This window comes from Rhodococcus sp. G6(2025) (assembly GCF_058628105.1).
This window is the reverse complement of the sequence record NZ_CP179751.1, coordinates 550,653-574,194: the sequence shown is the minus strand read 5'-3', so window position 1 is coordinate 574,194 and position 23,542 is coordinate 550,653. Positions and strand designations below refer to the sequence as shown.

Here is a 23,542-nt window from a genome sequence, read left to right as displayed (position 1 = left end):
CACACACAATTATCTCAATGCCGGTGAACGGTACGGCGCGGTGGTCTCGGCGGCCTGCCAGATGGCGGTCGCGGTCGGGTGCTGTGACTCGTCCCAGACATGTCCGACCAGGCCTGCGGATCGCGCGACGAGCGCGACACCACGACAAATCTGCCAAGGCAGTCCAATCTCTGACAAGAGCGCCGCGCTTGCACCATCCACATTGATCGGCAGCACACGACCAGACCTCGTCTCGGCTGCTTCTTGAAGTGCTTTCAGCCGCGTCGCCATGACCATTCCTAATCCGGTGGTCTCTGCGAAACCGAATAGGGCAGCTGTCCGGGGATCACCATCGACATGGGTGGGATGTCCCAGTCCCGGTACCCGAAGCCCGCGTTCGCGCAGCCGATTGATGACTGCGACCGCATAGGCCGGGTCGTTGTCGCTGGGCCATTCCTGCAGAATCTTGGCGCACCCGTCAAGCGCGCCCAGGAAATGGTCTCCCGCTCCGAGGAGCCCCGCCGCAACGGCGCCCTGCAGTGCGCCGGGAGCCCCGAGGTCGGTGAGCCGTGCAACCACCGCTGTGGGCGTGAGTCCGTGCTCCGTGAGCGCGACGAGTACCGCGTCGAGGATCTTACGTTCGGTTTCGCTGGGCAGTCGGCCGCTGAGTTCGAGTAAGAATAGATCGGCAAAACTGACCTTCCCGATGAGTTCCGATGCCAAATCAAAGCCGCGCACGGTCACTGCGTCCTTGGTGGGTTCCCCCATCGACTGAATGGTCATTTAGTTGTCGTCCTTTCAGCTTTCAGATAGTCGAGGGCGTTACGCGTTAGTTCGTTGCCTGGCCCAGGTGACCCGGTCGTCCACGAGGGCCCGGAGCTGAGCCTTTTGAATCCGGGCGGTGTGGGTCTTGGGCAGCGAGTCCACAACGGTGATGAGGCTGGGGCGCATGAATCGAGGAAGACGCGAGTCGAGATAGGCGGCGAGTTCCTCTGCATCGAAGCCCACCTCCGGCACGATAAAGAGCTTCACTTCAAGGTCCCCCCATGCCGCCGGCACTCCGATCGCCGCGGATTCACGGACGAGGGGATGCTCATTAACTGCCGCTTCGAGTTCCGTCGATGAGATGTTCTCACCACCACGGCGGATGGTGTCTTTGAGGCGGTCCAGAAAGTAAAAGTGGCCCAGGTTGTCGCGCCGAACCGAATCACCGGTGTGAAACCACAGATCCTGCCAGGCCTCGACTGTCGCCTCCGGGGCCTTCCAATAGCCTGCCATGGTCTCATGTGGGACCGCGGCCCGCAGGAGGAGCTCCCCGGCTGTTCCCGTCGGCACATCTGCGCCGTGCTCATCTACGATCCTTACCTCGACCCCCGGCCGCGCCGTGCCGCAGGAGCCGGATGGTGCCGGATCCCAGCCGGTTGATATCGGCGATGCAGTCTCGGTCATATTGAATACGGTGCACAGCTTGACACCGAAACGTCTGCTGAAGGCGTCTGGGTCCTCCGGCATCGGCGCCGCGCACACATTTCGGAGGCTATGCGCGCGATCAGTTTCGGTCGGATCCTGCCGGGACAGGAACGCTACAGTCGAAGCGACGATCATCGTCGAGGTGACCCCGAAATGTCGCACGTCCGTCCAGAAGTTCGAGGTGCTGAACCCGTCACGGATGACGAGTTGGCCGTCGAGAAGGGCGCTGCTGTACAGCCCGACTTTGCCCGACACGTGAAACATGGCCCACGGTCCGTACCAGACATCGCCTTCACGCCCCTCCAGCGGCATGAGCCAGCGGGCTGTGGCAAACGCCTGAGCCCACGGAACCAGGACTCCCTTCGAGCGCCCGCTGGTGCCCGAGGTGTAGACGATGGTCGCGATATCGTGTGGGCGGGCGATGCACTCTTCCCCGTCGAACTCGTCATCGAGGCTGGGCACTACCGGATTTACGACCGAGGTGCCACGCTGCTCGTCACCAGCGAGGAGAACCCGTGGGATCTCCTGCTTCCCACGTACCACCTCGTCGAGCTGGCCCAAGAAAGCGGATGCCGCCACGATGCAGCTCGGCGCCGCGTTACGGATCACATGCGCGAGAAACTCCCCCTTCAACGCAGTATTCATCGGGGTCTCGATGGCGCCCAATCGGGCGGCCGCCATCCAGACGGCTACCGCGTCGAAGGACGGCGGTAGGAGCGTGGCTACCCGGTCTCCCGGTCCTACCCCCTGCAGGGCAAGTGCTGCCATCCATCCCTGCACGCGGCGTTCGAGGTCACCGTAGCTGAGATCGCTGCCGTCCACATTGCGCAGGAAGATCCGATCAGGGCAGTCCTGTCCTCGAGTGCGGAGAAGCGTGGGAAGCGCCAGAGATTCGTCTGCGTCGAGTCGCCCGGGGAGTGCGGAGGCATCGAATGTCATCGATGGTTCCTTTCCGTAATCTTCATACTTCACCGGCCCGCAGTGTTATTCGGTGCTGGAACCGCGTCACGTTGTTCGCTAGTCGGCGCTGGCTCGCGCATCACGATGCCGGTCACGAGGGTGATCAAGCATGCGCCGATGACGTAGAGCGAGACCGGCCAGGACTGGCCTCCTGCCGCGGTCACCAAACTCGTGGCAACGAAAGGTGTGGCGCCGGCGAAGAGGATCGAACCTATCTCGCGACTGACCGAGAACCCGGTGAACCGGTTCTTGGTGGAGAACAATTCGCTGAGCAGCACACCCTGCACACCAAGGATCGTGGGAACGCCGATGCCGACACCTCCGATCATCGCGATGATAATCAGCGTGTTGTCCCCGGTGTTCAGCAGCAGGAAGAACGGGAAGGCAAATATGGCCGAGATGATGCAACCGCTAATCAGCACCGGCCGACGCCCGACCCGGTCCGACAAAGCGCCCATTAGTGGGACCACGAACATGGCGATGAACGCGGCAACAGCCACCGCGAGGGTTCCGATTGCCCCGGTAATACCGAGAACAGTTTTCATGTACGAGAGAGAATAAGTTTGGTACGCGTAGGTCGTCGTGAAGGCGCCGGCGACGATACCAATGACAAGCAGGACACTGCGCCACTCGTACCGGAAGACATTGGCCAACGGAGCTTTGACGATTTCATCCCGTTCCGCCGCTTCCTTGAACTCCGGGGTCTCATCAATGTGCAGGCGGATGTACACGCCGACACCGACCACGACCACACTGAGCAGGAAGGGAATTCGCCAACCCCAGGATCCGAATGCCTCCGAAGGAAGAAGGAAGAACAGGGCAAAGATCCCCGAAGAGAGGACCGTGCCCGAGTAGGTCCCGATTGTCGCAATCGAGCCGAAGAGGCCGCGGCGATTCTTGGGGGCGTACTCGGAGGCGAAAATCGTCGCTCCGGCAAGTTCGGCGCCCGCACCGAGTCCTTGCAACAGGCGCAGTGCAACGAGGAGGATCGGTGCAACGATGCCGATGGTGTCGTACCCTGGCACGAGTCCGATTAGTGCGGTGCTGATGCCCATCAGTATCAGCGTGGCGATCAGCGCGGGTTTGCGTCCGAGTCGATCGCCGATATTGCCGAAGATTATCGATCCGATCGGGCGCGCAGCGAACCCGACTCCGAACGTCGCGAAGGACAGCAGGGTACCGACCGTGGGATCAGCACTGGGAAAGAATACCGGGGCCAGCACCAGGGCCGACGCGGTGGCGTAGAGGAAGAAGTCGTACCATTCAAGCGTCGAACCGATAATGGATGCGGCAACGACGCGTTTGAGCGCTACGCGAGTGGAACGAGACTCGGTCACATCGGGTAATTCGAGATTCGTCATTGAATCCTCGCTGATCAGTTTGCTCAGTGAGCATCGGACTGTGGTGCTCTAATGCTCGGTGGGACGAGACGTGCAGTCGACTGGAGAAAGTAACAGTCCTCGTATCACTCAACCTCGATGCGAACGACCCTCCGCGGCGACCTCCCTAGTGCTGGGGCTGAATGTTTCGACTAGTCCCGCGGGCAACTTTCTCGGAGGAGTGATTCGGCGGCCGCGGTCCAGACGTACGGGAGGGAGTCCTTGTGGTCGGTCGCGGTGCTCCTGGATCGAGGCTAACGGGTCGATTACGGAGGAACGCACGCCGGGCCGCAACGCCTTGTCGGTCCGTTCCTAAAACCAGCGCTCGACCAGGTCGAGCCAGGATAGGGAGGGGAGAGATCCCAGTCCTCACATAGCGGTTCGCTCTCTCCGGCGGGTTCAAGTCGACGACATCGCCGAACTTCTGCTCGAACCGCGGATCGTTCGACCGCGTGAACGTCGCGAGCCGGTGCGGTTTGAGTCCGCCCGCGGCGGCCGCTGCACGGCGGCGGCGGACTTTTCGGGATGCCCGGTCCAGATCCGGCCGAGCCGGTCCTGGACCGGGCACGACGCATCTCGGCCGCCCGCACCGACATCGCCGACGGCGTCTGCCTGCTCGTACCGCTGTGTCGGTGCTCGTTGGCGTACCGCTGTTGGAACTGCTTGGTCCACCGCCAGGCGTGGCCGAGGCAGCTCAGGTAGTAACTCGACCGGGCCAGACCGAACAGGTCACTCGTCCGGGCGACGTGCATACCACCGGCTGCGGCTGCGGCTGCGGCTGCGGCTGCGATGCGATTGCGCAGCAGAGCGGCTGTAGGCGGTGGCCCGGGCGGCGCGCATCGAAACCGTTTCCGTAGCAATCGACGCCGACCATCACGGTGACGAACTGGTGACCTGCTACCAACTGTTCGGTGACGCTGGAGTGAAGCGTCACTACTCTCCATCGGCGACGACGCAGGAGTGGCTACCCTGACGGTCCTGACACTGCCGGAGTCCACCGGCGTGGGGACGAACAGGACAGCAGCCGACATGTCGCATTCCTCCGCCGACCCGTGGCGTTCGAGCGCCACTCTCGCACGGTTGCGTGCCGGCCTGGCCACACTCGGCCCCGGTGAACAGCGAGTCGCGCGGGCTGTACTCGCTGAGCCGGCGGCGGTGGTCGAGCTGTCGACGGCGGAACTCGCGGCGGCATCGGGCACGTCCCCGGCTACTGTGGTGCGCGCATGTCAGAGACTGGGATTTCGTGGATTTCAGCATCTCCGGCTCGAACTGGCCCGCGTCACAACGGACCCCGAGCATCAGGTGGCTACCCCGGCGGACGCGGCGTTCGGGGCTGCCACCGAGGCGCTCACCGCGACCCACGCGACGATCGATGCCGCCGGATTCGCGGTCGTCGTGGACCTGATCGTCCGGGCCCGACGGATCCTGATGGTGGGTAACGGCTTCTCGTCCCCACCGATCCAGGACGCGGCGTTACGTTTCACCACCGCAGGTCGCAGTGTGGAGGCGCCGCTCGACATCCTCGGGCAGCAGTTCTCGGCGCGGTTGCTGAACGCCGAGGATGTGTGTCTCGCGGTCAGCTACTCCGGCGCGAACACCCACACGTTGAGGGCGTGCGCGGCGGCGCGTGAACGGAACGCGTCGGTAATAGCGATCACGAGTTACTCCAATACCCCGCTGACCCGTATCTCCGAGCACGTCTTGTGGGCAGGAGCAGGTCTGCACGAGAACGAGGCGGATTCGTTCTCGGCGAGGATCAGCCAGTTCACGATCCTGTATGCCCTGCAACGTGCGGTGCTGGGCCATCCCGAGCGGGGTGCGGTGGACACCGGGGCGCGCGACGTCGTCGCTGACGCGCTCAGCGATTCACTTCCCGATGAACCGCAGCGTACGAGCGGCTGCGACACTCGGAACCCCTCTGACTGTTAGCGTTCCCGCCACCGACTGTTGGGCGACGCGGTCCCACCCGTTCAATCCCGCCCCACACGATGTCACCGACGGAACGCCGTTCCGGAACGAATGGAACGTTGAGTGGTGAAAGGTGGATCGTGGAGTCGATGGAGGTAGCCGGCACCTTCAATGTGCGGGCGGTCGCGGGGCCCGGCCTCTCACCGGGCGTACTGTTCCGCTCCGCAGCGCTCGATCACCTCCGCACCGAAGGCCGGAACAGTCTGCGCGCGTGCGGTATCCGCACGGTGATAGACCTGCGCGACGTCACCGAACGTGCCACCGCGGATACGACGCGCGACTGGTCGGTGGCGCACCATCCGCTGTACGACCCGCGCACGGGTCCGCCGCAGATCGGGGACATCGCCGTCGTCTACCGGACACTGCTCGACGAACGTGGCGGCGCCCTCACGGAGGCGCTACGCGCCCTCGCCTACTCCCCCGCCCCGGTCTTGGTCCACTGCACCGCGGGTAAGGACCGCACCGGACTGGTCGTCGCCCTGGCTCTCGCGGCAGTGGGCGTTCCGCACGCGGTGATCCTCGACGACTACGCCCGCTCGGGACCGCAGGTGCGACCCCACCGTGAGGAACCGGTGAGGCGACTGCTGACGGGACTGTCACTCGACCCCGCCGACCACGCCCGGGCACTCGAACTCCACCTGGATTCGCCACCGCCGGCGCTGGCCACCGCCCTCGCTCACGTCCGCAGCCGGTACGAAACCGTCACGAACTATCTTCGTGCCCACGGGTTCACGGAGCCCGACTTCGAGGCGCTGCGCGTGCGATTGCTCGACACCACCGAACTCACGGTGCTGCACCTGAGCGACGTGCACGCCACCGCCACCGCACCGCTCTACACACAGGTCGACGGCACCGCCCGGGTGCGGCAGGTCGCCGAGCGCGTGGAATCGTCGATGCTGCGTCCCGACGTCGTCGTGGTCACCGGAGACCTGTCGCACCACGGCGAATCCTCGACCTACCCGGCCCTCGCCGCGGCGTTCGACGAGTTGCGCGAACGGCTCGGATGCCCGGTGGTCGTCGTCCCCGGAAACCACGACGAACCGGTCAGCTTCACAACGACTTTCGGGCGAAACCCGATAGAACACGTGCACGGATTCCGGGTGATCGGGCTCGACACCGCGACAGGATCGGTGTCGCGAGAGGACCTGGACCGGCTGCGCGCCGAGCTTGGCTCGCCCGCACCGAACGGCACACTCCTGGCACTGCACCACCCACCGGTACCGTCACCCGCAGCCACACTCGCCGGACGTGAACTGGCCGCCCCGGAGGAACTGGCCGCGGCGCTCGACGGCTCCGACGTCATGGCGATCCTCGCCGGCCATTTCCACCACCCGATGAGTGGGCTGTTCGCCGGTATCCCGCTGTGGGTGGGCGGTTCGCTCGCCTACCTGCAGGACACCGGGACGTCCGCCGACACCGTCGTCGGGTTCGACGCCCCGACGTACTCGATCGTCCGATGCTCACGAAACGGAGTGAGCGCGCTGCCTATTCCCCTGCACACCCCCGACGTGCTGTTCCGGTCGAGCCCCACCCTCACCGCCGCCGCGCCCTGACCCGAACTCGTCATTCCGCCTCGACACCCACCCCTTCGACCAGGAGAAACTTGTGAAATCCCTGTCCCGCCGCATATCGGTCGCCGCGCTCGGCACCGTCGCCGCGCTCACCCTCGCCGCGTGCTCCGAGCCCGCCGCATCCGACGCCGAACAGACCGGCACCGCCGCGAGCGGCAGCCAGACGTTGACGGTGTACACCTCCGAACCGCAGGCCAAGATCGATGCGCTCGTCGCCGCGTTCACCGAGGAGACGGGCATCGACGTCGAGGTGTTCCGCGCGGGCACCGGCGACCTCACCGCCCGCATCGAGGCCGAGCGCACAACCGGCACGATCGGCGCCGACGTGCTGCTCGCCGCCGACGCCCCGACCTTCGAGGGCTACAAGGCCGAAGGGCTCCTGCAGCAGTACACCCCCGCCGACGTGGACGCACTGAACCCGGACGTCGTCGACCCCGACGGCTTCTACGTGGGCACCCGCATCATCCCGACGGTGATCGCGTACAACACCTCGGCGGTCGACTCGCCTCCCACCGCGTGGAAGGACTTGGCCGACCCGAAGTACCTCGGCAAGATCACGCTGCCGAACCCCGATGTGTCCGGTGCCGCCGCCTTCAACACCGCGGTGTGGCTCAGCACCCCCGAACTCGGCGAGAGCTGGCTCGAGGCACTGGCCGCGAACGAACCGGTGGTCGCCGAAAGTAATGGACCGGTCGGGCAGGCCGTCGCGGCCGGAACGCAGCCGGTGGGCATCGTCGTCGACTACCTGGTGCGGGAACTGGCGGCGAAGGGATCTCCGATCGGGCTGGCCTATCCCACCGACGGCATTCCCTACATCTCGCAGCCGGCAGGCATCTTCACCGACTCGGACGCCGCCGAGGCGGCACGTAAGTTCGTCGACTTCCTCGTGAGCAAGCAGGGCCAGGAACTGGCCGTCGAGCAGCAGTATTTGCCGGTGCGCGGCGACGTCGGCACCCCCGACGGAGCACCGGCACTGTCCGAACTCGCGCTGCTCACCCCGGATCTGCAGAAGATCACGCAGATCCAGGACGAGGCAGTCCGGAAGTTCAATGGCCTCGTCGGTTAGCACCGAATCTTCTCCCGCCGCCCGAGCCCTGCCCGGGCGGCGGTTCGAGCCCGTCGGCGCCGTGCGGGTGGCGGTGTGGTTGTTCGTCGCGGCGGTGATCGTCGCGCCGCTCGCCACTGTCGTGTCACTCGGCGTCGGCGGCAACCACATCGGACAGCTGATCGACGACGATATCGTCGGCGCCGCGACCCACAGCGTGGTGTCGGCCGGTCTGTCGGCGGTGTTCGCGGTGGTTCTCGCGACCGTGATGGCGTTGCTGCTCGACCGCACCGATCTGCCCGGGCGCGGTATTCTGCGCCTGATTCTGTTGTCGCCGCTGCTGATCCCGCCCTTCGTCGGCGCGATTGCGTGGACCGGCCTGCTCGGCCCGAGCGGCACGGTGAACCGGTTCTGGACCGAGACGTTCGGTGCTCCGCTGTGGAACATCGACGGCGGCGACGGCGTCGTGTTCCTGCTGACGGTGCACTCGTACCCGATGGCGTACCTGATCATCGCGGCGGCGATGCGAAGGGTGCCCGGCGACCTCGAACAGATCGCCCGCATCGGCGGCGCCTCCCCGTGGCACGCGATGCGCACCGTGACGCTGCCGCTGCTGCGGCCCGCACTGCTCGCCGCGTTCACCCTCACGGCGGTGTCGAACCTGGCCGACTTCGGGATTCCCGCCCTGATCGGTCTGCCGGACCGGTACGTGACGTTGTCGACGATGGTGTACCGGTACATCCAGTCCGGCACGGTGGACCGTCCGCTCGAGGTGGTCTCGACCATCGGGATCGTGCTGCTGCTACTCGCCGTGCTCGCGGTGTTCGTCGATCGGCGACTGTCTCGGCGCACCCGGCAACTCGACGGCCCGGTCACCGCCCCGCAACCGCTACCTCTCGGCGGCGCGCGGATCCTCTCCGGGGCGCTCGCCTGGACCGTGGGGCTCGCCCTGACGGCACTGCCGATCCTCGCGCTCGCCACCCAGGCGCTGCTCCCCGCCCCAGGCGTGCCGCTGACGTGGGGAAATCTGACACTCGACAGCATCGAGGCCGCCGTGACCGCGCCGGGAACCATTGTCGGCGTACAGAACTCGCTCTTCCTCGCCGCCGGTGCGGGAATCGTGTGCGCGGTCGCCGGGCTGGTCGTCGGAGTGCTCACGACCCGCACCCGTTCGCGGGACAACACGAGCCTGGATCTGCTCTCGATGCTGCCGCAGGCCGTGCCCGGGCTGGTCATTGCTGTGGGCTGGCTGATCGTCGGCCGCTACACGAGCTTGTTCGACACCCGGTGGGTGATCCTGTGCGCGTACGTCACCGCATTCCTGGCGATCGTCGTGCAAGCGGTGCGTGCGCCGTTGTCCACCACCCCCACCTCGCTGGAAGAGGCGGCGCGCGCGTCCGGTGCGTCCCGCCTGCGGTCGTTACGGGACGTGCCGTGGGCGATGACGGTGCCGGCCGCGACGACAGGCGGCATGCTGGTGGCGTTGACCGCGGTGCGCGAGCTGACCATGTCGGTGCTGCTGGTGGCACCGGGCACCCAGACCCTCGGGGTGTCCATCTTCAACCTGCAGCAGGCCGGCGACTACAACGCCGCGTCCGCGCTGTCCCTGCTCGTCGCGCTCGTCGGCATCGCGGGTATCGGCCTGCTCGCCGGCAGCCGCGCCGGGCGCTTTTGACCCATTTACAGATCGGAAGTCATCGTCATGTCCGCGATCACCCTCACCGGTGTCGACCTTCACTACCCCGACGGCACCGTGGGACTGTCCGGTATCGACCTGGACGTGCGTGATGGCGAGTTCGTCGCGCTCGTCGGACCGTCAGGTTCGGGTAAGACCACCCTGCTGCGGACCGTCGCCGGTTTTCTCGCCCCCACCGCCGGCCTCGTGTGCCTGGGCGACGAGGTCGTCGCCGACGGCGCACACACCGTGCCCCCGGAGAAGCGCAAACTGGGAATGGTCTTCCAGCAGCATGCGATCTGGCCGCACCGCAGCGTCGGGCGCAACGTTGCGTACCCGCTCGAGGTCGGGAAGGTGCCGCGCGCCCGGCGGGCCGAGCGGGTCGCCGAAGTGCTCGAGCTGGTGGGGCTGCCCGGGTTGGCGAAGCGCGATCCGGCGACCCTGTCCGGTGGTCAGCGCCAGCGCGTCGCGCTCGCCAGGGCACTGGTGGCACAGCCGCGCGGGTTGCTGCTCGACGAGGCGCTGTCTGCGTTGGACGAACCGCTGCGCGATCGGTTACGTCTGGAACTGCGCACCCTCACCCGCACACAGAACCTGACAGTCGTGCACGTCACGCACGACCGCGCCGAGGCCCTCGCCCTGGCCGATCGGGTCGTCGTGCTCGACAGCGGGCAGATTCAGCAGGTCGGCACACCGGAGGAACTGGTGCAGCGACCGCGCTCGGCATTCGTCGCGAAATTCCTCTCGGACGCGAACCTCGTGCACGGCACCGTGTCCGATAACGGGTTCTCGAGCGCCGACGGCACCGTTCACGTGGGGCGGGATCGGCTGGCCGACACGTCGTCCGGCGTGGGCACCCTCGCCGTGCTGCCCACCGACATCGCGGTGACGACGGTGGAGAACGTCGGAACCACGCAGGGGATCGTCATGTCGTCTCTGTTCGGGCGTGACGCGAGCGACGTCGTCGTATCCTGCGACGGTGCGCAATTCCGTTGTGCGGTACGCGGCACCCGGCCGGTGGTCGGCGACCGCGTCGGTCTGACGATTCGCCGCGCTCTGTTCTACCCGGACCCGACGCAGGTCGCCGCACCCACTCTCGGTGCGGCAGCGCTGGCAAGTACGTCGCGATGAGCCAGACGACCCGATTGGCGCTGGTGCGTCACGGCCGCACCGACTGGAACCGGCGGGGGTTGCTGCAGGGCCACACCGACACACCGCTCGACGACGTCGGCCGCGCGCAGGCCCGCGATACCGCGCGGATGCTCGGAGCCGATGCGTGGGATACGGTGGTCACCTCCCCGCTCTCGCGAGCGGTCGACACCGGCAGGATCATCGCCGCGCATCTCGGAAACAGTATCGCAGGAACGTATTCCGACCTCATCGAACGCAGCTACGGCGCCGCCGAAGGGCTGACCCGGGCGGACGCCGAGCAGCGATGGCCCGACTGCGACTTCCCCGACCTCGAGCCCCTCGAGGCGGTCTCGGCCAGGGGCCGCCGCGCCCTCGACGAGATCGTTCACATGCACCCCGGATGCCAGATCGTGGTGATCACGCACGGCGCGCTCATCCGCGCCGTGCTCGGCGATCTCTGTGGCATTGCAGTGCCGCGCATCGTCAACGGCGCGGTCAGCGAGATCGAATGGGCAGAAGTGTGGCGGATACGGTCGGTCAACCGCACCACCCCACCGCTCTCAGTCCGTAATTGATTGCCAGCCCGGTCAGACTGCTCTGATTCAGTTCGATGACGCTTCCTTCCTTGAGGAGGACGCCGATCGTATCCAAGCGTTGATTCGGCCAAGCTCAAAATCAATGTGCCGACCACGCCCGTATGTGACCGAGTGATCGACTGACACTTGCTTGGCTTCTTAGTTAGTGCCCGCCATAGGCGTCACTGGACGTGAGCCTCCCTCTGGCATGCTGACGGCGGCCCCCAAACGATCCCCTCACCGTATTCGAACTTTTTTCAGATCGGCGCATCTGAAGATTGGCCGATGACGATCCGCTCGGTGTGGTCCGGGTTGCGGTGGGCCCGGAGCCGGTTGGAGATCAGGGCTCGAGAACCATCCGTCCTCGTATGCCGCCCGCCTCGAGGAGGCGGTGGGCTTCGGCCGCCTGGTCCAGGGGGAAGGTGCGGGCGACACGCAGGCTCAGATCGCCGCTTTCCGCTTGGCGGCGCAGATCCTCGAGTCTGCTACGGTCGCCGTTGTACTGCGGTACGTAAACCACGTGGCGGACGATGTCGCGCCGACGAAGTTCGGCGTCTCTTGCCGCGTCTGGGGATTCGTTGCGGATCATGGCGATGCCTCCGCCGTCGCGGATCGCGGGGGCAAGGCGGGATGAGCCGATGAAGGCGCCGTCTGCCAGTCCGTCGACGCCTTCCGGAACGGCCTGTCGGATGCGCTGTGCGACGTCGTCTCCCCGGGGGACCACGATATCGGCGCCCAATGCGCGGACTAGGTCGGCGTCGGCGGGTGAGGCATCCGCAATGACTGTCAGGCCATCGTCTTTTGCGAGTTGCACCACGTATCCGCCGAACGCGCCTGCCGCGCCGGTGACCGCGAGTGTGTCTCCCGGGTCGAGGCCTAGCAGGTCGAGCGCCAGACGTGCTGTGAGTCCGTTCATAGGCAGCGTCGCTGCCTGTGCATGGGTTGCGCCCGCGGGGGCCCGGGCAACCCATCCGGCCGGCACGACGACGTACTGGGCGTAGGTTCCGCCCTCCCGGCGGTTCGGCAGCACCATCGCCATCACTCGGTCCCCGATCTGCAGGTCGGTGCTGACCCCGTCGCCGATTTCGTCGAGCACGCCGGCGGCCTCCATACCTGGAATATAGGGCGGTCCAGGGGCTTCGAGGGCGACCTTACCGACGCGGAGGTCTCGATCACCGGGGTTGACGGTCGCGGCGTGAACACGGATCCGCACTTCCCCGGGGCCGGCGTGAGGATCTGGCAACTCGTAAACCTGTAGAGCATCGGGACCGCCGAAATTGGTTACTCCCACTGTCTTCATTGCTGTCTCATTCCGATGTCCGAGCCCACGATTGTCGGCGGCCCGTCGTAGGGGGGGGGTCGGCCGACTTCCCAAGCCGCTCACGTTGCAAACTTCATGCGATAGGCAGGCCGGGAGAATCTCAGATGGCCGGTCGACTGAATGCGCCCCACGCGTCCAGGCGTGGCGGCGGATACCTCGGGCAGCCGTGCTGGCTTGCAGATCGCCTGCATATACCGTCGAGCGCCCCATCGCACTACTCAGCTCTGAGAAGCCAATTGAGAGCGGCGGAGGTCGTGAAGCCAAAGACCAGATGTGCGCTGAAGTCTTTGCCCAATGTCTTCGTGTCGTAACGCCAGATCGGTTGATAGAGCTTGGCAGGAGCGAGCACGGCATAGGACTGTAGCCACACGGCTGCTCCGAAGGGCAGTCCGTGCCAGGTTCTTCTACTAGTGATTGCACCCTCTATTAGGCCAAAGATGGCACCCCATCCTGCTCCGGTGGACCAGTGGACAGCGTTGTTGACAAGTCGTGCGCGCTGCGGAGGTACGTCACGGTGCAGAGTGCGTAAAATGACCAACCTTCCAAATTTCGCGGGCGCTGGCGCGTCGTCCCAGCGATCGAGTCCCGCCGAGGTCTCCCAGTCGTCGAAGTCGCTCTTCCCGCCGCCCCGTCGGTATCTGGTGTACCAGAGGGCATCCATGGCCGCTGTGCCGAGGGCGCCTGCCACTGCGCCGCGCGTCGCGTCACCGAATCGCGTCATGGTGTGCTCACTCCAGAAATACCAGAAGTGTGGTCGGTTGCTGCTGCGGCTACGGACACAATCTGGTGCTTCATCAGGGGTTGGTCGCTCTGCGTACTGAAGTCGCTGATAGCGCAGAGCACGTTTAATTCCGGCATGTAGCCGCTGACGCTGCCGGCTGGTATGTCGTATCTGATCACCCGATAGCCTCTTACGCTGCGGGTGCTGCCGTCTCGGGCGAAGCTCGTGATGTCAATGAGGTCGAACTCCTCGAGCCCTCGGTCAGCCATGTCTTTCGTGTTCATGAACAGCAGCGTCCGCAAATTCTTGACCCCTCGGTAGCGGTCATTGTCTGAGTAGATGGTTGTATTCCATTGATCGTGCGACCGCATCGTGGACAGCATCAGTTTTCCGTTCGGAGGAACGACATCTGGTAACGGAGAGGGCAGAAATTCTGCGCTTCCGGACTCGGTGAGAAAGATGCGTTCCCTGGCGGGTTGGCGGATCCGGAATCCATGCGGCATCCTTGCCCGTCGGTTGAAATCCTCGAAGCCGTGGAGAACGGCGGACATCGTGTCGCGGATTCGGTCGTAATCGTCGACGTAGAATTCCCACGGAGTTGCCGAGTCGGGCAGTGTTGCGCGAGCCATGCCGGCAAGGATGGCGCTTTCCGACAGCAGGTGTGTGGAGGCGGGCTTGCGCATTCCGTAGGACAGGTGCACCCTGCTCATCGAGTCTTCGACGCTGACACCTTGCTCGCCGGTATGCTGAAGGTCCTTTTCCGTCCTGCCTAGACACGGCAGGATCAATGCTGCTCGGCCGTGTACGAGGTGGCTGCGGTTGAGCTTAGTGCTGACCTGGACGGTGAGGTCAGTGTTGCGAAGGCCTTGGAAGGTGGCGTCGGTATCGGGTGCGGCCATGCTGAAATTGCCGCCCATGCTGACGAACACTTTGACGTTCCCTGTGCGCATTGCCTCGATCGTCGCGACAGTGTCTAAGCCGTGCTCGCGCGGCGATGAGATCGCGCAGACTTCGTCGAGTGCATCAAGAAACTCTTCGCTGGGCCGGTTGTCGATACCGCACGTGCGGTTGCCCTGAACATTGCTGTGTCCTCGGATCGGTGACGGGCCTGCACCCTCGCGTCCAAGATTGCCTCGGAGCAGGAGTAGATTGACGATTTCGCGAACTGTGTCGACGCCGTGCTCCTGCTGTGTCAGACCTAGACACCAGCTGATCACGGTGCGGTCCGCGCTGAGGTACAACTCGGCGAGATCACGGATCGAATGCTCTGACACGGCGGACTGTTCGACCAGATCGGGCCATGAGGTTGCCTCGACGAGTGCTTTATACGACTCGAAGTGAGTTGTGAAGCGTTTGATGAATTCGTGATCAATCGCAGTGGGATCGGTTGTTGCGCGTTCGAGCACAACCTTGGCCACGCCCCGAAGCAGTGCGAGATCTCCGCCGATTCGTGGTTGGACGTTCATCGTTCCTGTCTTGGTGGCATGGAAAGTTCCCATTGCGACGAACTCGTGCGGGACGATAGTGCGGCGGGACGCGGCTTCGATGAGCGGGTTGATATGCACTATCTGCGCACCGCGCCGATGCGCCTGCGCCAATGCCGTCAACATCCGTGGTGCATTAGAGGCCGCATTAACGGCCATCACAATCAGTAGATCCGCCTGCTCCCAATCGTCAATATCGCAGGTACCCTTACCGGTGCCGATTGCCGCCTGCAGCGCGCGGCCAGACGCCTCGTGGCACATGTTCGAACAGTCTGGCAGGTTGTTCGTGCCGAACTCGCGCACCCATAGTTGGTACAAAAACGTGGCCTCGTTAGACAGTCGGCCGGAGGTATAGAACGACGCCTGGTGGGGACTGTCCAATCCTTGCAGGGTGGACCCGACGAGTGTGAACGCATCCTTCCACGAGATGGGGACGTACTTGTCGGTGGCCGAGTCGTAGCTCATCGGCTCTGTAAGGCGCCCCTGGTCCTCTAGCGCGAAATCGCTCCAACCGGATAACTCCGTGACGGTGTGCGATGCGAAAAATTCCCGATCAACCCTTTTACGGGTCATTTCCCACGTGACGTGTTTGATGCCGTTTTCGCAGATGTCGAGGTGCAGACCGTTTCGGTCATCAGGCCAGGCACATCCAGGACAGTCGAAACCGCCGTCCTCGTGATTCATCTTCAGAATTGCGTGCGGACCTTTGATTGGCGCCCGAGCCTCGGCCACGACGCGTGCCACACTGCGCGCGGCGCCCCACCCCGCGGACGGAGCGTTATCGTCTTCTTGCGAAAACGGCCCGCCTCGATTCGGGCCACGCCCAGCCGCGGGCACCTCCGCTGCGCCGTCTGCGTATTCATCATTCGGCGAGTGTCGTCCTGCCATCGGATACCTTCCGTGCCCACCTTTTCGTGCAGAATGTCCTCACGCAGGCATGGACACCTCACCAAGTTAAGGCTCACCATCACGACTATTGTTGCAGTACAACAACAGTCACGACAGTCGACGCTCCGATCGACTCCGCCATCAAGCGCTACGGGACAGGCAGACTGTCTAGCAATCCAATCTGCCCAGCGGGGTGGTCCAGTTCTCGGACGACCTCGAATACCTGGACACGTTTCCATGACCGAAAGCGCATGTCAATGCTGGAAAACAACCGATACTCCTACTGCTCGACTGCGTAACACGCGACCGTGCGTTCTGGCATCAGTCTCGAACTCGTCCCACCGACATGACGTCGGGCCGGATCCACTCTGCGTATCACTCACTGACGCATTCGGTCTATCATTGGATACGCGACCGACCCGAGAGGTGACTCGTGTCCACTCGCCGGCCGCGAACGCTAGTCAGGCCCCCCGAGAAACACTCACCGGAATCTTGCTCGGTTCCTTTGTCGGACAGCCAATTGCGGGCGTCACCAATGCCGCACTGGACTCGGCGTCCGGGGCATGACCTCCTGAGGTAGTACCTCTGAGGGGCAGAGAGCTGCTCGTCAGCTTCCGAAAATGGTGAATGCGACTACATCACGTGTTTGGTATCGTGGCTAGGATCTGACGGGAGCAACCCATGACGGCAACTGACGATCAGGGCATGGTGCCCACAATTCGCGGAGAAGACGGCGCCTCCGTTCTCGGGCCAGACAATATCGCTGTCAGTCAGCAGAATCCCGGAGCACCGAGGACCGACTCGGGTAGCCTGCCGAACCTCAAGTTCCCGTTTTCCGCCGCCCACAATCGGCTACTACCTGGGGGTTGGGCACGCGAGGTGACGGTTCGCGAGTTACCGGTTGCGACGACGATGGCGGGCGTGAACATGAGGCTCGACGCGGGTGCCTACCGCGAGCTGCACTGGCACAAAGAAGCAGAGTGGGCATTTATGCTCGCGGGCAACGCACGCATTGCGGCTATCGATCCCCAAGGGCGCAACTTCATCGACGATATCGGACCTGGTGACTTGTGGAACTTCCGCGCGGGGTTCCCGCACTCGATCCAAGCGCTGGAAGATTGCGAATTCCTCCTTGTTTTCGATGACGGAAACTTTTCGGAGAACGAAACGTTTCTAGTCACTGATTGGTTCGCGCACACTCCGAAACACGTGCTAGCGAAAAACTTCGGATTACCCGAGTCTGCATTCGCGAATACTCCGACTGCCGGAGAGATCGAACACGATCGCTACATCTTCAACGGTGAGGTGCCGGGCGCACTGGTGGCGGATATCGAGGCGACACGGTCACCTGCCGGGACCGCCGAGCGAATGAGTCACCGAATGCTGACTCAGGATCCGATCGAAGTTCCTGGCGGTAGTGTCCGCGTCACCGACTCGTCGAACTTCCCGTCGGCCTCGACCATTGCCGCCGCGTGGGTTGAGCTTCAGCCCGGTGCGATCCGAGAGCTGCACTGGCACACCAATAATGACGAATGGCAATACTGGATCTCCGGGCATGCCCGGATGACTGTGTTCGGTTCCAGCGGAAAAGCCAGAACGTTCGATTACTACCCAGGCGACGTCGGTTACGTACCCTTCGGTATGGGCCACTACTTCGAAAACGTCGGCGACGATCCGGTTCAAATGTTGGAGCTTTTCCGGAGCGATCGTTTTGCCGATGTCTCACTCAACCAATGGCTGGGTCTTACTCCACCTGACGTAGTAGCGGCCACTCTGAATCTCGATGCGGCGTCAGTGGCAGCAATGCGCAAAGATAAACCTTTAATTATGCCTTAGGAGTCCGATCGTCAGATTCTGCCGTGACCCGTCAATCGGACGGACCTAATGACCGAACTATTCAAGAGATAGAGACGGTCCGGAACTCACGTACTTTCCCCTATACATGCGGGGTGAGGTACCGGTAACCCGCTTAAAAGCAGTACTCAGCGCGCTCTCTGAGCTGTAGCCAACTGCAGTGGCAATAGCCGCGAGGGTCTCGGTTCCGCTCCGGAGTCGATGTGACGTGATCTCCATTCTCCAGTCGGTTAGATAGTCGAGCGGACCGCGCCCAACCACGGACTTGAACCGGGCGGCGAAAGTCGAGCGCGAAACCGTCCCGGCGTGCGCCAGTTCTGCGACAGTCCACGGATGAGCCGGCCGCGCATGCATCGCGTTCAGAGCTGGTGCGACAACGGGGTCGGCAAGCCCCGCGAGCCAACCGCACCTCGGATTATGTGCCAGATGCAGACGCAGAACGTGGATGAGCATGACGAGGGCAAGGTGTTCGGCGACAAGTGTCGACGCAACCGGGTGCGTGCGGAGTTCCGTCTCGATCTGATCGAGGGCCCACCGGATAGTTGTCGCCTCGACCGTGCTCGCGGGAATGTGGATGACCGGGGGTAGCCCATCGAGCAGTAACGCACGGGCACCATCTCCGAAGGAGAACTGACCTCCCAGCATCACCACGTCGTCGCCCGTCCCGGTGCGCGCGACGCCGTCCACGGCAGCCGCGAAGATTGGGTACGCGGGGACGGCGTCCAGCCCCAAATCGCTAGCGAGGGTGAACGTCCGCGGCTCGGTGAGGAGAAAGCAGTCTCCTTCCCTCAGCATGACTGCGTCCTCGACTCCGTCGACGCGGAGGACACACCCGCCTTTCCTTACGGAATTGAACTTGACACCGGTCGGGGGATCGAATCGAATCGCCCACCGGCCCCCGGCGACAAGGCCGATCGAGAGATGGCTGGTCACTTCGAGGATCGACAGCACATCGTCGAGAGGGTCCATTAAACCTCCACAGATCGGACTCACAATAAACTATCTCGGCTTCTCACGCATTGGTAGTCCAGCCCCTTCGAGCTACGGTCGAAGGAAGTTCGCGGTGACACGCGAGCGCCCTCCCAAAGCGGAGGGGCTGATCTCGGGAGGACTTTAAGACAGAGACAACCGATTCAATCGATGCCCCCAACCACGGATCCGAGTAAAGTCCCATTCCCGCCGCCGGTCGGAGGCACGGCGTCGTTGTGCGCAATAGTCCGTAGCTCGACCTAAAAGCCACCTGCCCCCACGGCCATTGCTCCGTCAGATTCGCATGCCGACAGGGTGATCCGGACTTCCTCGCACACCCATTCCAGTTCACTACCCAGCACCATCTTTGTTCCGAACACGTTGGAAACGAAGCGGCTAAGACTTAGAAAGAAATCCGCAATGAACAAGACTCACACTCTGCTCACCACCCCGTTTACTGCGCGCTCGACCGCGGCTGACGTGATCGAGGGGCGCGATCTCCGCGGAAAGCGCATCATCGTCACCGGTGGCTCATCCGGACTCGGAACCGAAACCGTGCGAGCCCTTGCGTCCGCCGGAGCCGAGGTAACAATTGCAACCCGCAACCGGGCGTCCGCCCAGTTCCTAGTCGATGAGTTCAGCGCTCCGCCTAGAGCGGGGAAAGTCCACGCCGTGACTCTCGATCTCGCCGACCTCGCGTCGGTCCACGCATTCACGCGGGCGTGGGACGGCCCCGTGGACGTGTTGATTGCCAACGCTGGAATCATGGCGCTTCCGGACCGCCAACTTAACGCCCGGGGGATCGAGCTACAACTCGCGACCAATCACGTCGGTCACTTCGCACTCGCCCGCGGCCTGCACGAGAACCTCGCTGCCGCAGACGCCGCCCGCGTCGTCGTTGTCAGCTCAGGCGGTCATTTGCTCTCAGGATTCGACTTCGTCGACCCCAACTTCCATCACCGTCCTTACGATCCTTGGTCAGCCTATGGCCAGTCCAAGACCGCTAACGTACTTTTCGCAGTCGGAATCACCCAGCGATGGGCCAATGAGGGGATCACCGCGAACGCCTTGATGCCCGGATGGATTCCGACCAACCTGCTCCGCCACCTCGATGACAACACGATGCGAGCGATGGGTGCGATGGACGAGAACGGGAACCGGATCGTCCAGCCGCACTACAAAACAACAGAGCAGGGTGCTGCTACGTCCGTCCTCTTAGCAGTCTCGCCGGCGCTCGAAGGCATCAGCGGACGCTACTTCGAAGACAATCAGGAAGCGGAAACCGTACCCGACGGCAACGGACGCACAGCTGGCGTCGCAGCCTACGCACTCGACCCAGAGGCAGCGGAGCAACTCTGGGACTACACCACCAGCATCGTCATCTGACCCGTGTCACCGCTCGACTCCCCCGCGTTCCGCACGATCTCACCTCCTGATCGACCGCAGTAATGCTCATTCCTGCGTCCGCGCATACGCATGGAAATCTACGGTCGACCAGGCTGGGTGAGTGATCGGCGGTGCGCCGCAGGAGTGTTAAAGCCCTAGCTCGCTCAGACCCGGGTGATCCGTCGGGCGCACTCCTGCGCTATCCCAGAACAACTTACGCTCCGATTCCTCTATCGGAAGGTCATTGATACTCGCGTGACGCCGCCTCATGAGGCCCCTGTCGTCGAACTCCCAGTTCTCGTTTCCATACGAACGGAACCACTGGCCCAGAGCGTCATGCCACTCGTAGGCGAACCGGACCGCGATCCGACTTCCATCGAAAGCCCAAAGCTCCTTGACCAGTCGATAGTCGAGTTCTCGATCCCACTTTCCGGAGAGAAATTCGAGGATTTGACCACGCCCCTGCACGAAAGTGGACCGGTTTCGCCACCAACTGTCCTCGGTGTAGACCTGGACTACTTTCTCAGGGTCACGAGAATTCCAACCGTCCTCAGCCGCACGTACCTTCTTGGTGGCCGATTCCCGAGTGAAAGGGGGAACAGGGGGCTTGATATCCCTTACGTCATCCTCCGTGCTTGGCTGCCCGGCAGTATCAAAACCCTTCGAAACCGACGGATCAGAAATTCGTCCGCTCTCCATCGTTCTTGTATTGCGGGTGTGTTCGGTAATGCTCATGATTGCTCCATCAATTGTGTAGTGGTACAGAAAGGTCGTCGGCCTCGTCGAGCTGCAGCTGCGATCGGAACCAAGCGCGCGACCCATGGGTGGTGCGAGCCGGCCGCCTCGGCAGCGTTTAGGAGGAGCGACGTGTTGATATTCGAGCTCTGAATACGCAGGGCTACTCCTTGATGAAGGCGAGGATGTCCTTGTCGAGTTCGTCCTGGTAGGTGCCGTAGATCCCGTGCGGAGCCCCGGGATAGACCTTGAGCGTGCCGTCCTTGACCAGGTCGATGGACTTCAGTGCGGCAGCGGCAACGGGCACGATCTGATCCGCGTCGCCCTGCGCAATGAAGACCGGCACCGTCAACGCCTTGAGATCCTCCGTGAAGTCGGTCTCGGAGAACGCCTTGACGCAGTCGTAGGCGGCAGCGAGCCCCACCGTCATCCCCTGACGCCAGAAGTCGTCCCTCGCGCCCTGCGACACCCTGGCCCCCTCACGATTGGCACCGTAGAACGCAATCGACAGATCCTGATAGAACTGCGAACGATCCTTCAACACGCCGTCGCGGATCGCGTCGAGCGCCTCGATCGGCGTGCCCTCAGGGTTGGAGTCAGATTTCAGCATGATCGGGGGCACCGCGCCGGCCGTGAAAATCTTCGCGACCCGCCCGGCGCCGTACTGCGCGGCGTAGCGCACGACTTCACCGCCGCCCGTCGAGTGCCCGATCAGCACGATGTCGGTCAGGTCGAGTGCCTGAACCAGCTCGGCGAGATCCTTCGCGTAGGTGTCCATGTCGTTGCCCTCGTACGTCTGCGTCGACCGTCCGTGGCCGCGGCGATCGTGGGCGATGGCGCGATATCCCGCGTCGGCGAGAAGCTTGAGTTCGACCTGCCAGGCGTCCGACGACAACGGCCAACCGTGACTGAGGATCACGGGCCTACCGGTGCCCTGCTCGGTGTAGTAGATCTCGGTTCCATCGGAGGTGGTGATGTACGGCATGACTGAGGCTCCCTATTTGAGTGCTCGGTGATGAGTTGATGATCGAACGACCATTGATATAAATCATCGTCGAACCGGGGTCTGGCGTCGCCACCGCCAGCAGGAGCTTGCAGATGCAACCAGCCGCAATGTCAGTCTTCCAGGTAGCTGCAATTCCATTGATATCCGATGTGTGCGAGATCCCGGTATGGCGCGCCCAGTATGCATCGGCCGAGTTCGCCGACCTCTGCCGCGAACTGGGGGTGACCCGGTCGTGGGGTGCGGTCGGCACATCGGCGGACAATGCGGCCGCCGAATCGCTGAACGCGACGTTGAAACGGGAGACGCTGAAGGGGCGGAAGCGCTGGAACAGTGCGGGTGAGGCCCGCGCCGTCGTCTTCCGCTGGATCACGCGATACACCACCGGAAGGAGGCATTCCACTCTCGGCCAGATCTGTCCGATCGAGTTCGAGCAGCGATCGGCTACATCTCGAGGGGAACGTCCCGCCACGTACTGTCGATACAAACCACTCGAGCTACACGACTAATTGCTTAAATCGACTAACGAGTCGCGTTCGCGCAATCGACGTAAGATCGGCAACTGCAACCGCCAACAGCAGTGGTCGTGACACGGTACGCGCGAGGCTGCTATCTCCATGATCAGCGACTTTGCCATAGCGGCGGAATTGTCGCGCAGTACACAGCTTATCGACCCCATTCGTCAGCCGCGCGCGATCGCTACAACGCGGAGGTATTGCAAATTTAGACTTACACACATCCACCTAAACAAAGGATATATCTATGTCGATCGAACCTTCAGCTATGGATCATGCACGCGCGACCGCGCGCTCCACAGACATCACAGGTGCCGTTGAAGCGGTCGATCTCATCGAACGCGTTGAACCTAAATCAATCGCAAACCACAGCGTGCGAACATATCTCTACGCGGTTCTCATTGCAGACGCGCAAGAACTCGTAGCGGATGTCGATTTCAATTCGGCAATGCTATTACATTCCTGTCTCTTACACGATCTTGGCGCAAATGACGTGTTCGACGGTCCCCTTCGATTCGAAGTAGAAGGCGCCAATGCTGCGTATAACTGGCTAGAAGACTTCGGATTCGACCGGCGCCTCAGAGAGCAAGCCTGGGATGCGATCGCGTTGCACACCACACCACAAATCGCGGAAAATCATCGACCCCTGACCCGTCTTACTCGACTGGCCGTGCGCACAGATTTCGGCGCAGAACATGTTTCACGGGACCTCCGACAAGACCTGGAAGGACGGTTCCCCCGCCTTGACATTGAACGCGAGCTCTCTGCGGCGGTTGTGGGACAGGCTCTACGAAATCGTCAGAAAGCACCTGACAACTCCTGGGCCGGCCGACTCCTCGCGGCGCACGAAGCTGATCCCAGCGATCCAGATTCACGCTTGCATGCGTTCTGACTCGGAACGCAACAGTTGGTC

Annotated in this window: 17 protein-coding genes and 1 pseudogene; 10 read left to right on the top strand and 8 right to left on the bottom strand. The window is 63.3% G+C overall.

The window, feature by feature from the left end:
* Positions 1–9: 9 nt before the first annotated feature.
* The 3 genes from ACLIVD_RS39660 to ACLIVD_RS39650 are packed head-to-tail and all read right to left on the bottom strand — an operon-like array spanning position 10 to position 3,770.
* On the bottom strand, positions 10–762 hold the full coding sequence (locus ACLIVD_RS39660; protein ID WP_491933390.1) for a citryl-CoA lyase: 753 nt from the start codon (positions 760–762) through the stop codon (positions 10–12).
* A gap of 39 nt (positions 763–801) precedes the next feature.
* On the bottom strand, positions 802–2,388 hold the full coding sequence (locus ACLIVD_RS39655) for an AMP-binding protein (protein WP_491933389.1): 1,587 nt from the start codon (positions 2,386–2,388) through the stop codon (positions 802–804).
* 29 nt (positions 2,389–2,417) lie between these two features.
* Positions 2,418–3,770, bottom strand: coding sequence for an MFS transporter (locus tag ACLIVD_RS39650; protein WP_491933388.1), 1,353 nt, complete (start codon positions 3,768–3,770; stop codon positions 2,418–2,420).
* A gap of 978 nt (positions 3,771–4,748) precedes the next feature.
* Here ACLIVD_RS39650 and ACLIVD_RS39645 point away from each other — a divergent pair.
* The 6 genes from ACLIVD_RS39645 to ACLIVD_RS39620 all read left to right on the top strand — a co-directional run bounded on the left by ACLIVD_RS39645 (position 4,749) and on the right by ACLIVD_RS39620 (position 11,753).
* Complete coding sequence (locus ACLIVD_RS39645; RefSeq protein WP_491933387.1) at positions 4,749–5,717, top strand: MurR/RpiR family transcriptional regulator; 969 nt, start codon at positions 4,749–4,751, stop codon at positions 5,715–5,717.
* Positions 5,718–5,845: 128 nt separating this feature from the next.
* Entirely contained in the window at positions 5,846–7,309 is a 1,464-nt protein-coding gene (locus tag ACLIVD_RS39640) for a tyrosine-protein phosphatase (protein WP_491933523.1), read from the top strand.
* 52 nt (positions 7,310–7,361) lie between these two features.
* Positions 7,362–8,393, top strand: coding sequence for an ABC transporter substrate-binding protein (locus ACLIVD_RS39635; protein WP_491933386.1), 1,032 nt, complete (start codon positions 7,362–7,364; stop codon positions 8,391–8,393).
* On the top strand, positions 8,377–10,047 hold the full coding sequence (locus ACLIVD_RS39630) for an ABC transporter permease (RefSeq protein ID WP_491933385.1): 1,671 nt from the start codon (positions 8,377–8,379) through the stop codon (positions 10,045–10,047). The genes ACLIVD_RS39635 and ACLIVD_RS39630 overlap by 17 nt, the downstream gene beginning before the upstream one ends.
* 27 nt (positions 10,048–10,074) lie before the next feature.
* Positions 10,075–11,178: an ABC transporter ATP-binding protein gene (locus ACLIVD_RS39625; RefSeq protein WP_491933384.1), complete on the top strand. Its 1,104-nt coding sequence runs from the start codon at positions 10,075–10,077 to the stop codon at positions 11,176–11,178.
* Positions 11,175–11,753 carry a histidine phosphatase family protein gene (locus ACLIVD_RS39620; protein WP_491933383.1) on the top strand — a complete coding sequence of 193 codons (579 nt, stop codon included), beginning with the start codon at positions 11,175–11,177 and terminating at the stop codon, positions 11,751–11,753. Before ACLIVD_RS39625 ends, ACLIVD_RS39620 begins: the two co-directional genes overlap by 4 nt.
* 340 nt (positions 11,754–12,093) lie before the next feature.
* Here ACLIVD_RS39620 and ACLIVD_RS39615 read toward each other — a convergent pair whose 3' ends face one another.
* Positions 12,094–13,053, bottom strand: a complete 960-nt coding sequence (locus tag ACLIVD_RS39615; RefSeq protein ID WP_491933382.1) for an NADP-dependent oxidoreductase — start codon at positions 13,051–13,053, stop codon at positions 12,094–12,096.
* Between the two features lie 738 nt (positions 13,054–13,791).
* Positions 13,792–16,167: an FdhF/YdeP family oxidoreductase gene (locus ACLIVD_RS39610; protein WP_491933381.1), complete on the bottom strand. Its 2,376-nt coding sequence runs from the start codon at positions 16,165–16,167 to the stop codon at positions 13,792–13,794.
* A gap of 681 nt (positions 16,168–16,848) precedes the next feature.
* On the opposite strand from ACLIVD_RS39610, the gene ACLIVD_RS39605 reads away from it, so the two are divergent.
* Positions 16,849–18,003: a cupin domain-containing protein gene (locus tag ACLIVD_RS39605; protein ID WP_491933380.1), complete on the top strand. Its 1,155-nt coding sequence runs from the start codon at positions 16,849–16,851 to the stop codon at positions 18,001–18,003.
* 57 nt (positions 18,004–18,060) lie between these two features.
* Here ACLIVD_RS39605 and ACLIVD_RS39600 read toward each other — a convergent pair whose 3' ends face one another.
* Positions 18,061–18,990 carry an AraC family transcriptional regulator gene (locus ACLIVD_RS39600; protein ID WP_491933379.1) on the bottom strand — a complete coding sequence of 310 codons (930 nt, stop codon included), beginning with the start codon at positions 18,988–18,990 and terminating at the stop codon, positions 18,061–18,063.
* Between the two features lie 420 nt (positions 18,991–19,410).
* On the opposite strand from ACLIVD_RS39600, the gene ACLIVD_RS39595 reads away from it, so the two are divergent.
* On the top strand, positions 19,411–20,376 hold the full coding sequence (locus ACLIVD_RS39595) for an SDR family NAD(P)-dependent oxidoreductase (protein WP_491933378.1): 966 nt from the start codon (positions 19,411–19,413) through the stop codon (positions 20,374–20,376).
* Positions 20,377–20,523: 147 nt separating this feature from the next.
* Here ACLIVD_RS39595 and ACLIVD_RS39590 read toward each other — a convergent pair whose 3' ends face one another.
* Together ACLIVD_RS39590 and ACLIVD_RS39585 are read right to left on the bottom strand one after the other, a co-directional pair.
* Positions 20,524–21,111: a nuclear transport factor 2 family protein gene (locus ACLIVD_RS39590; RefSeq protein ID WP_491933377.1), complete on the bottom strand. Its 588-nt coding sequence runs from the start codon at positions 21,109–21,111 to the stop codon at positions 20,524–20,526.
* A 163-nt stretch (positions 21,112–21,274) separates the two neighbouring features.
* A complete protein-coding gene (locus tag ACLIVD_RS39585; protein ID WP_491933376.1) occupies positions 21,275–22,096 on the bottom strand; it encodes an alpha/beta fold hydrolase in 822 nt (273 codons plus the stop codon).
* 194 nt (positions 22,097–22,290) lie between these two features.
* Here ACLIVD_RS39585 and ACLIVD_RS39580 point away from each other — a divergent pair.
* Both ACLIVD_RS39580 and ACLIVD_RS39575 read left to right on the top strand, forming a co-directional pair.
* Positions 22,291–22,623, top strand: a pseudogene (locus ACLIVD_RS39580) (integrase core domain-containing protein); the annotation flags it as partial.
* Positions 22,624–22,876: 253 nt separating this feature from the next.
* Positions 22,877–23,521 (top strand): HD domain-containing protein, encoded by a 645-nt coding sequence (locus ACLIVD_RS39575; RefSeq protein ID WP_491933375.1) that lies wholly within the window; start codon positions 22,877–22,879, stop codon positions 23,519–23,521.
* Positions 23,522–23,542: the final 21 nt, after the last annotated feature.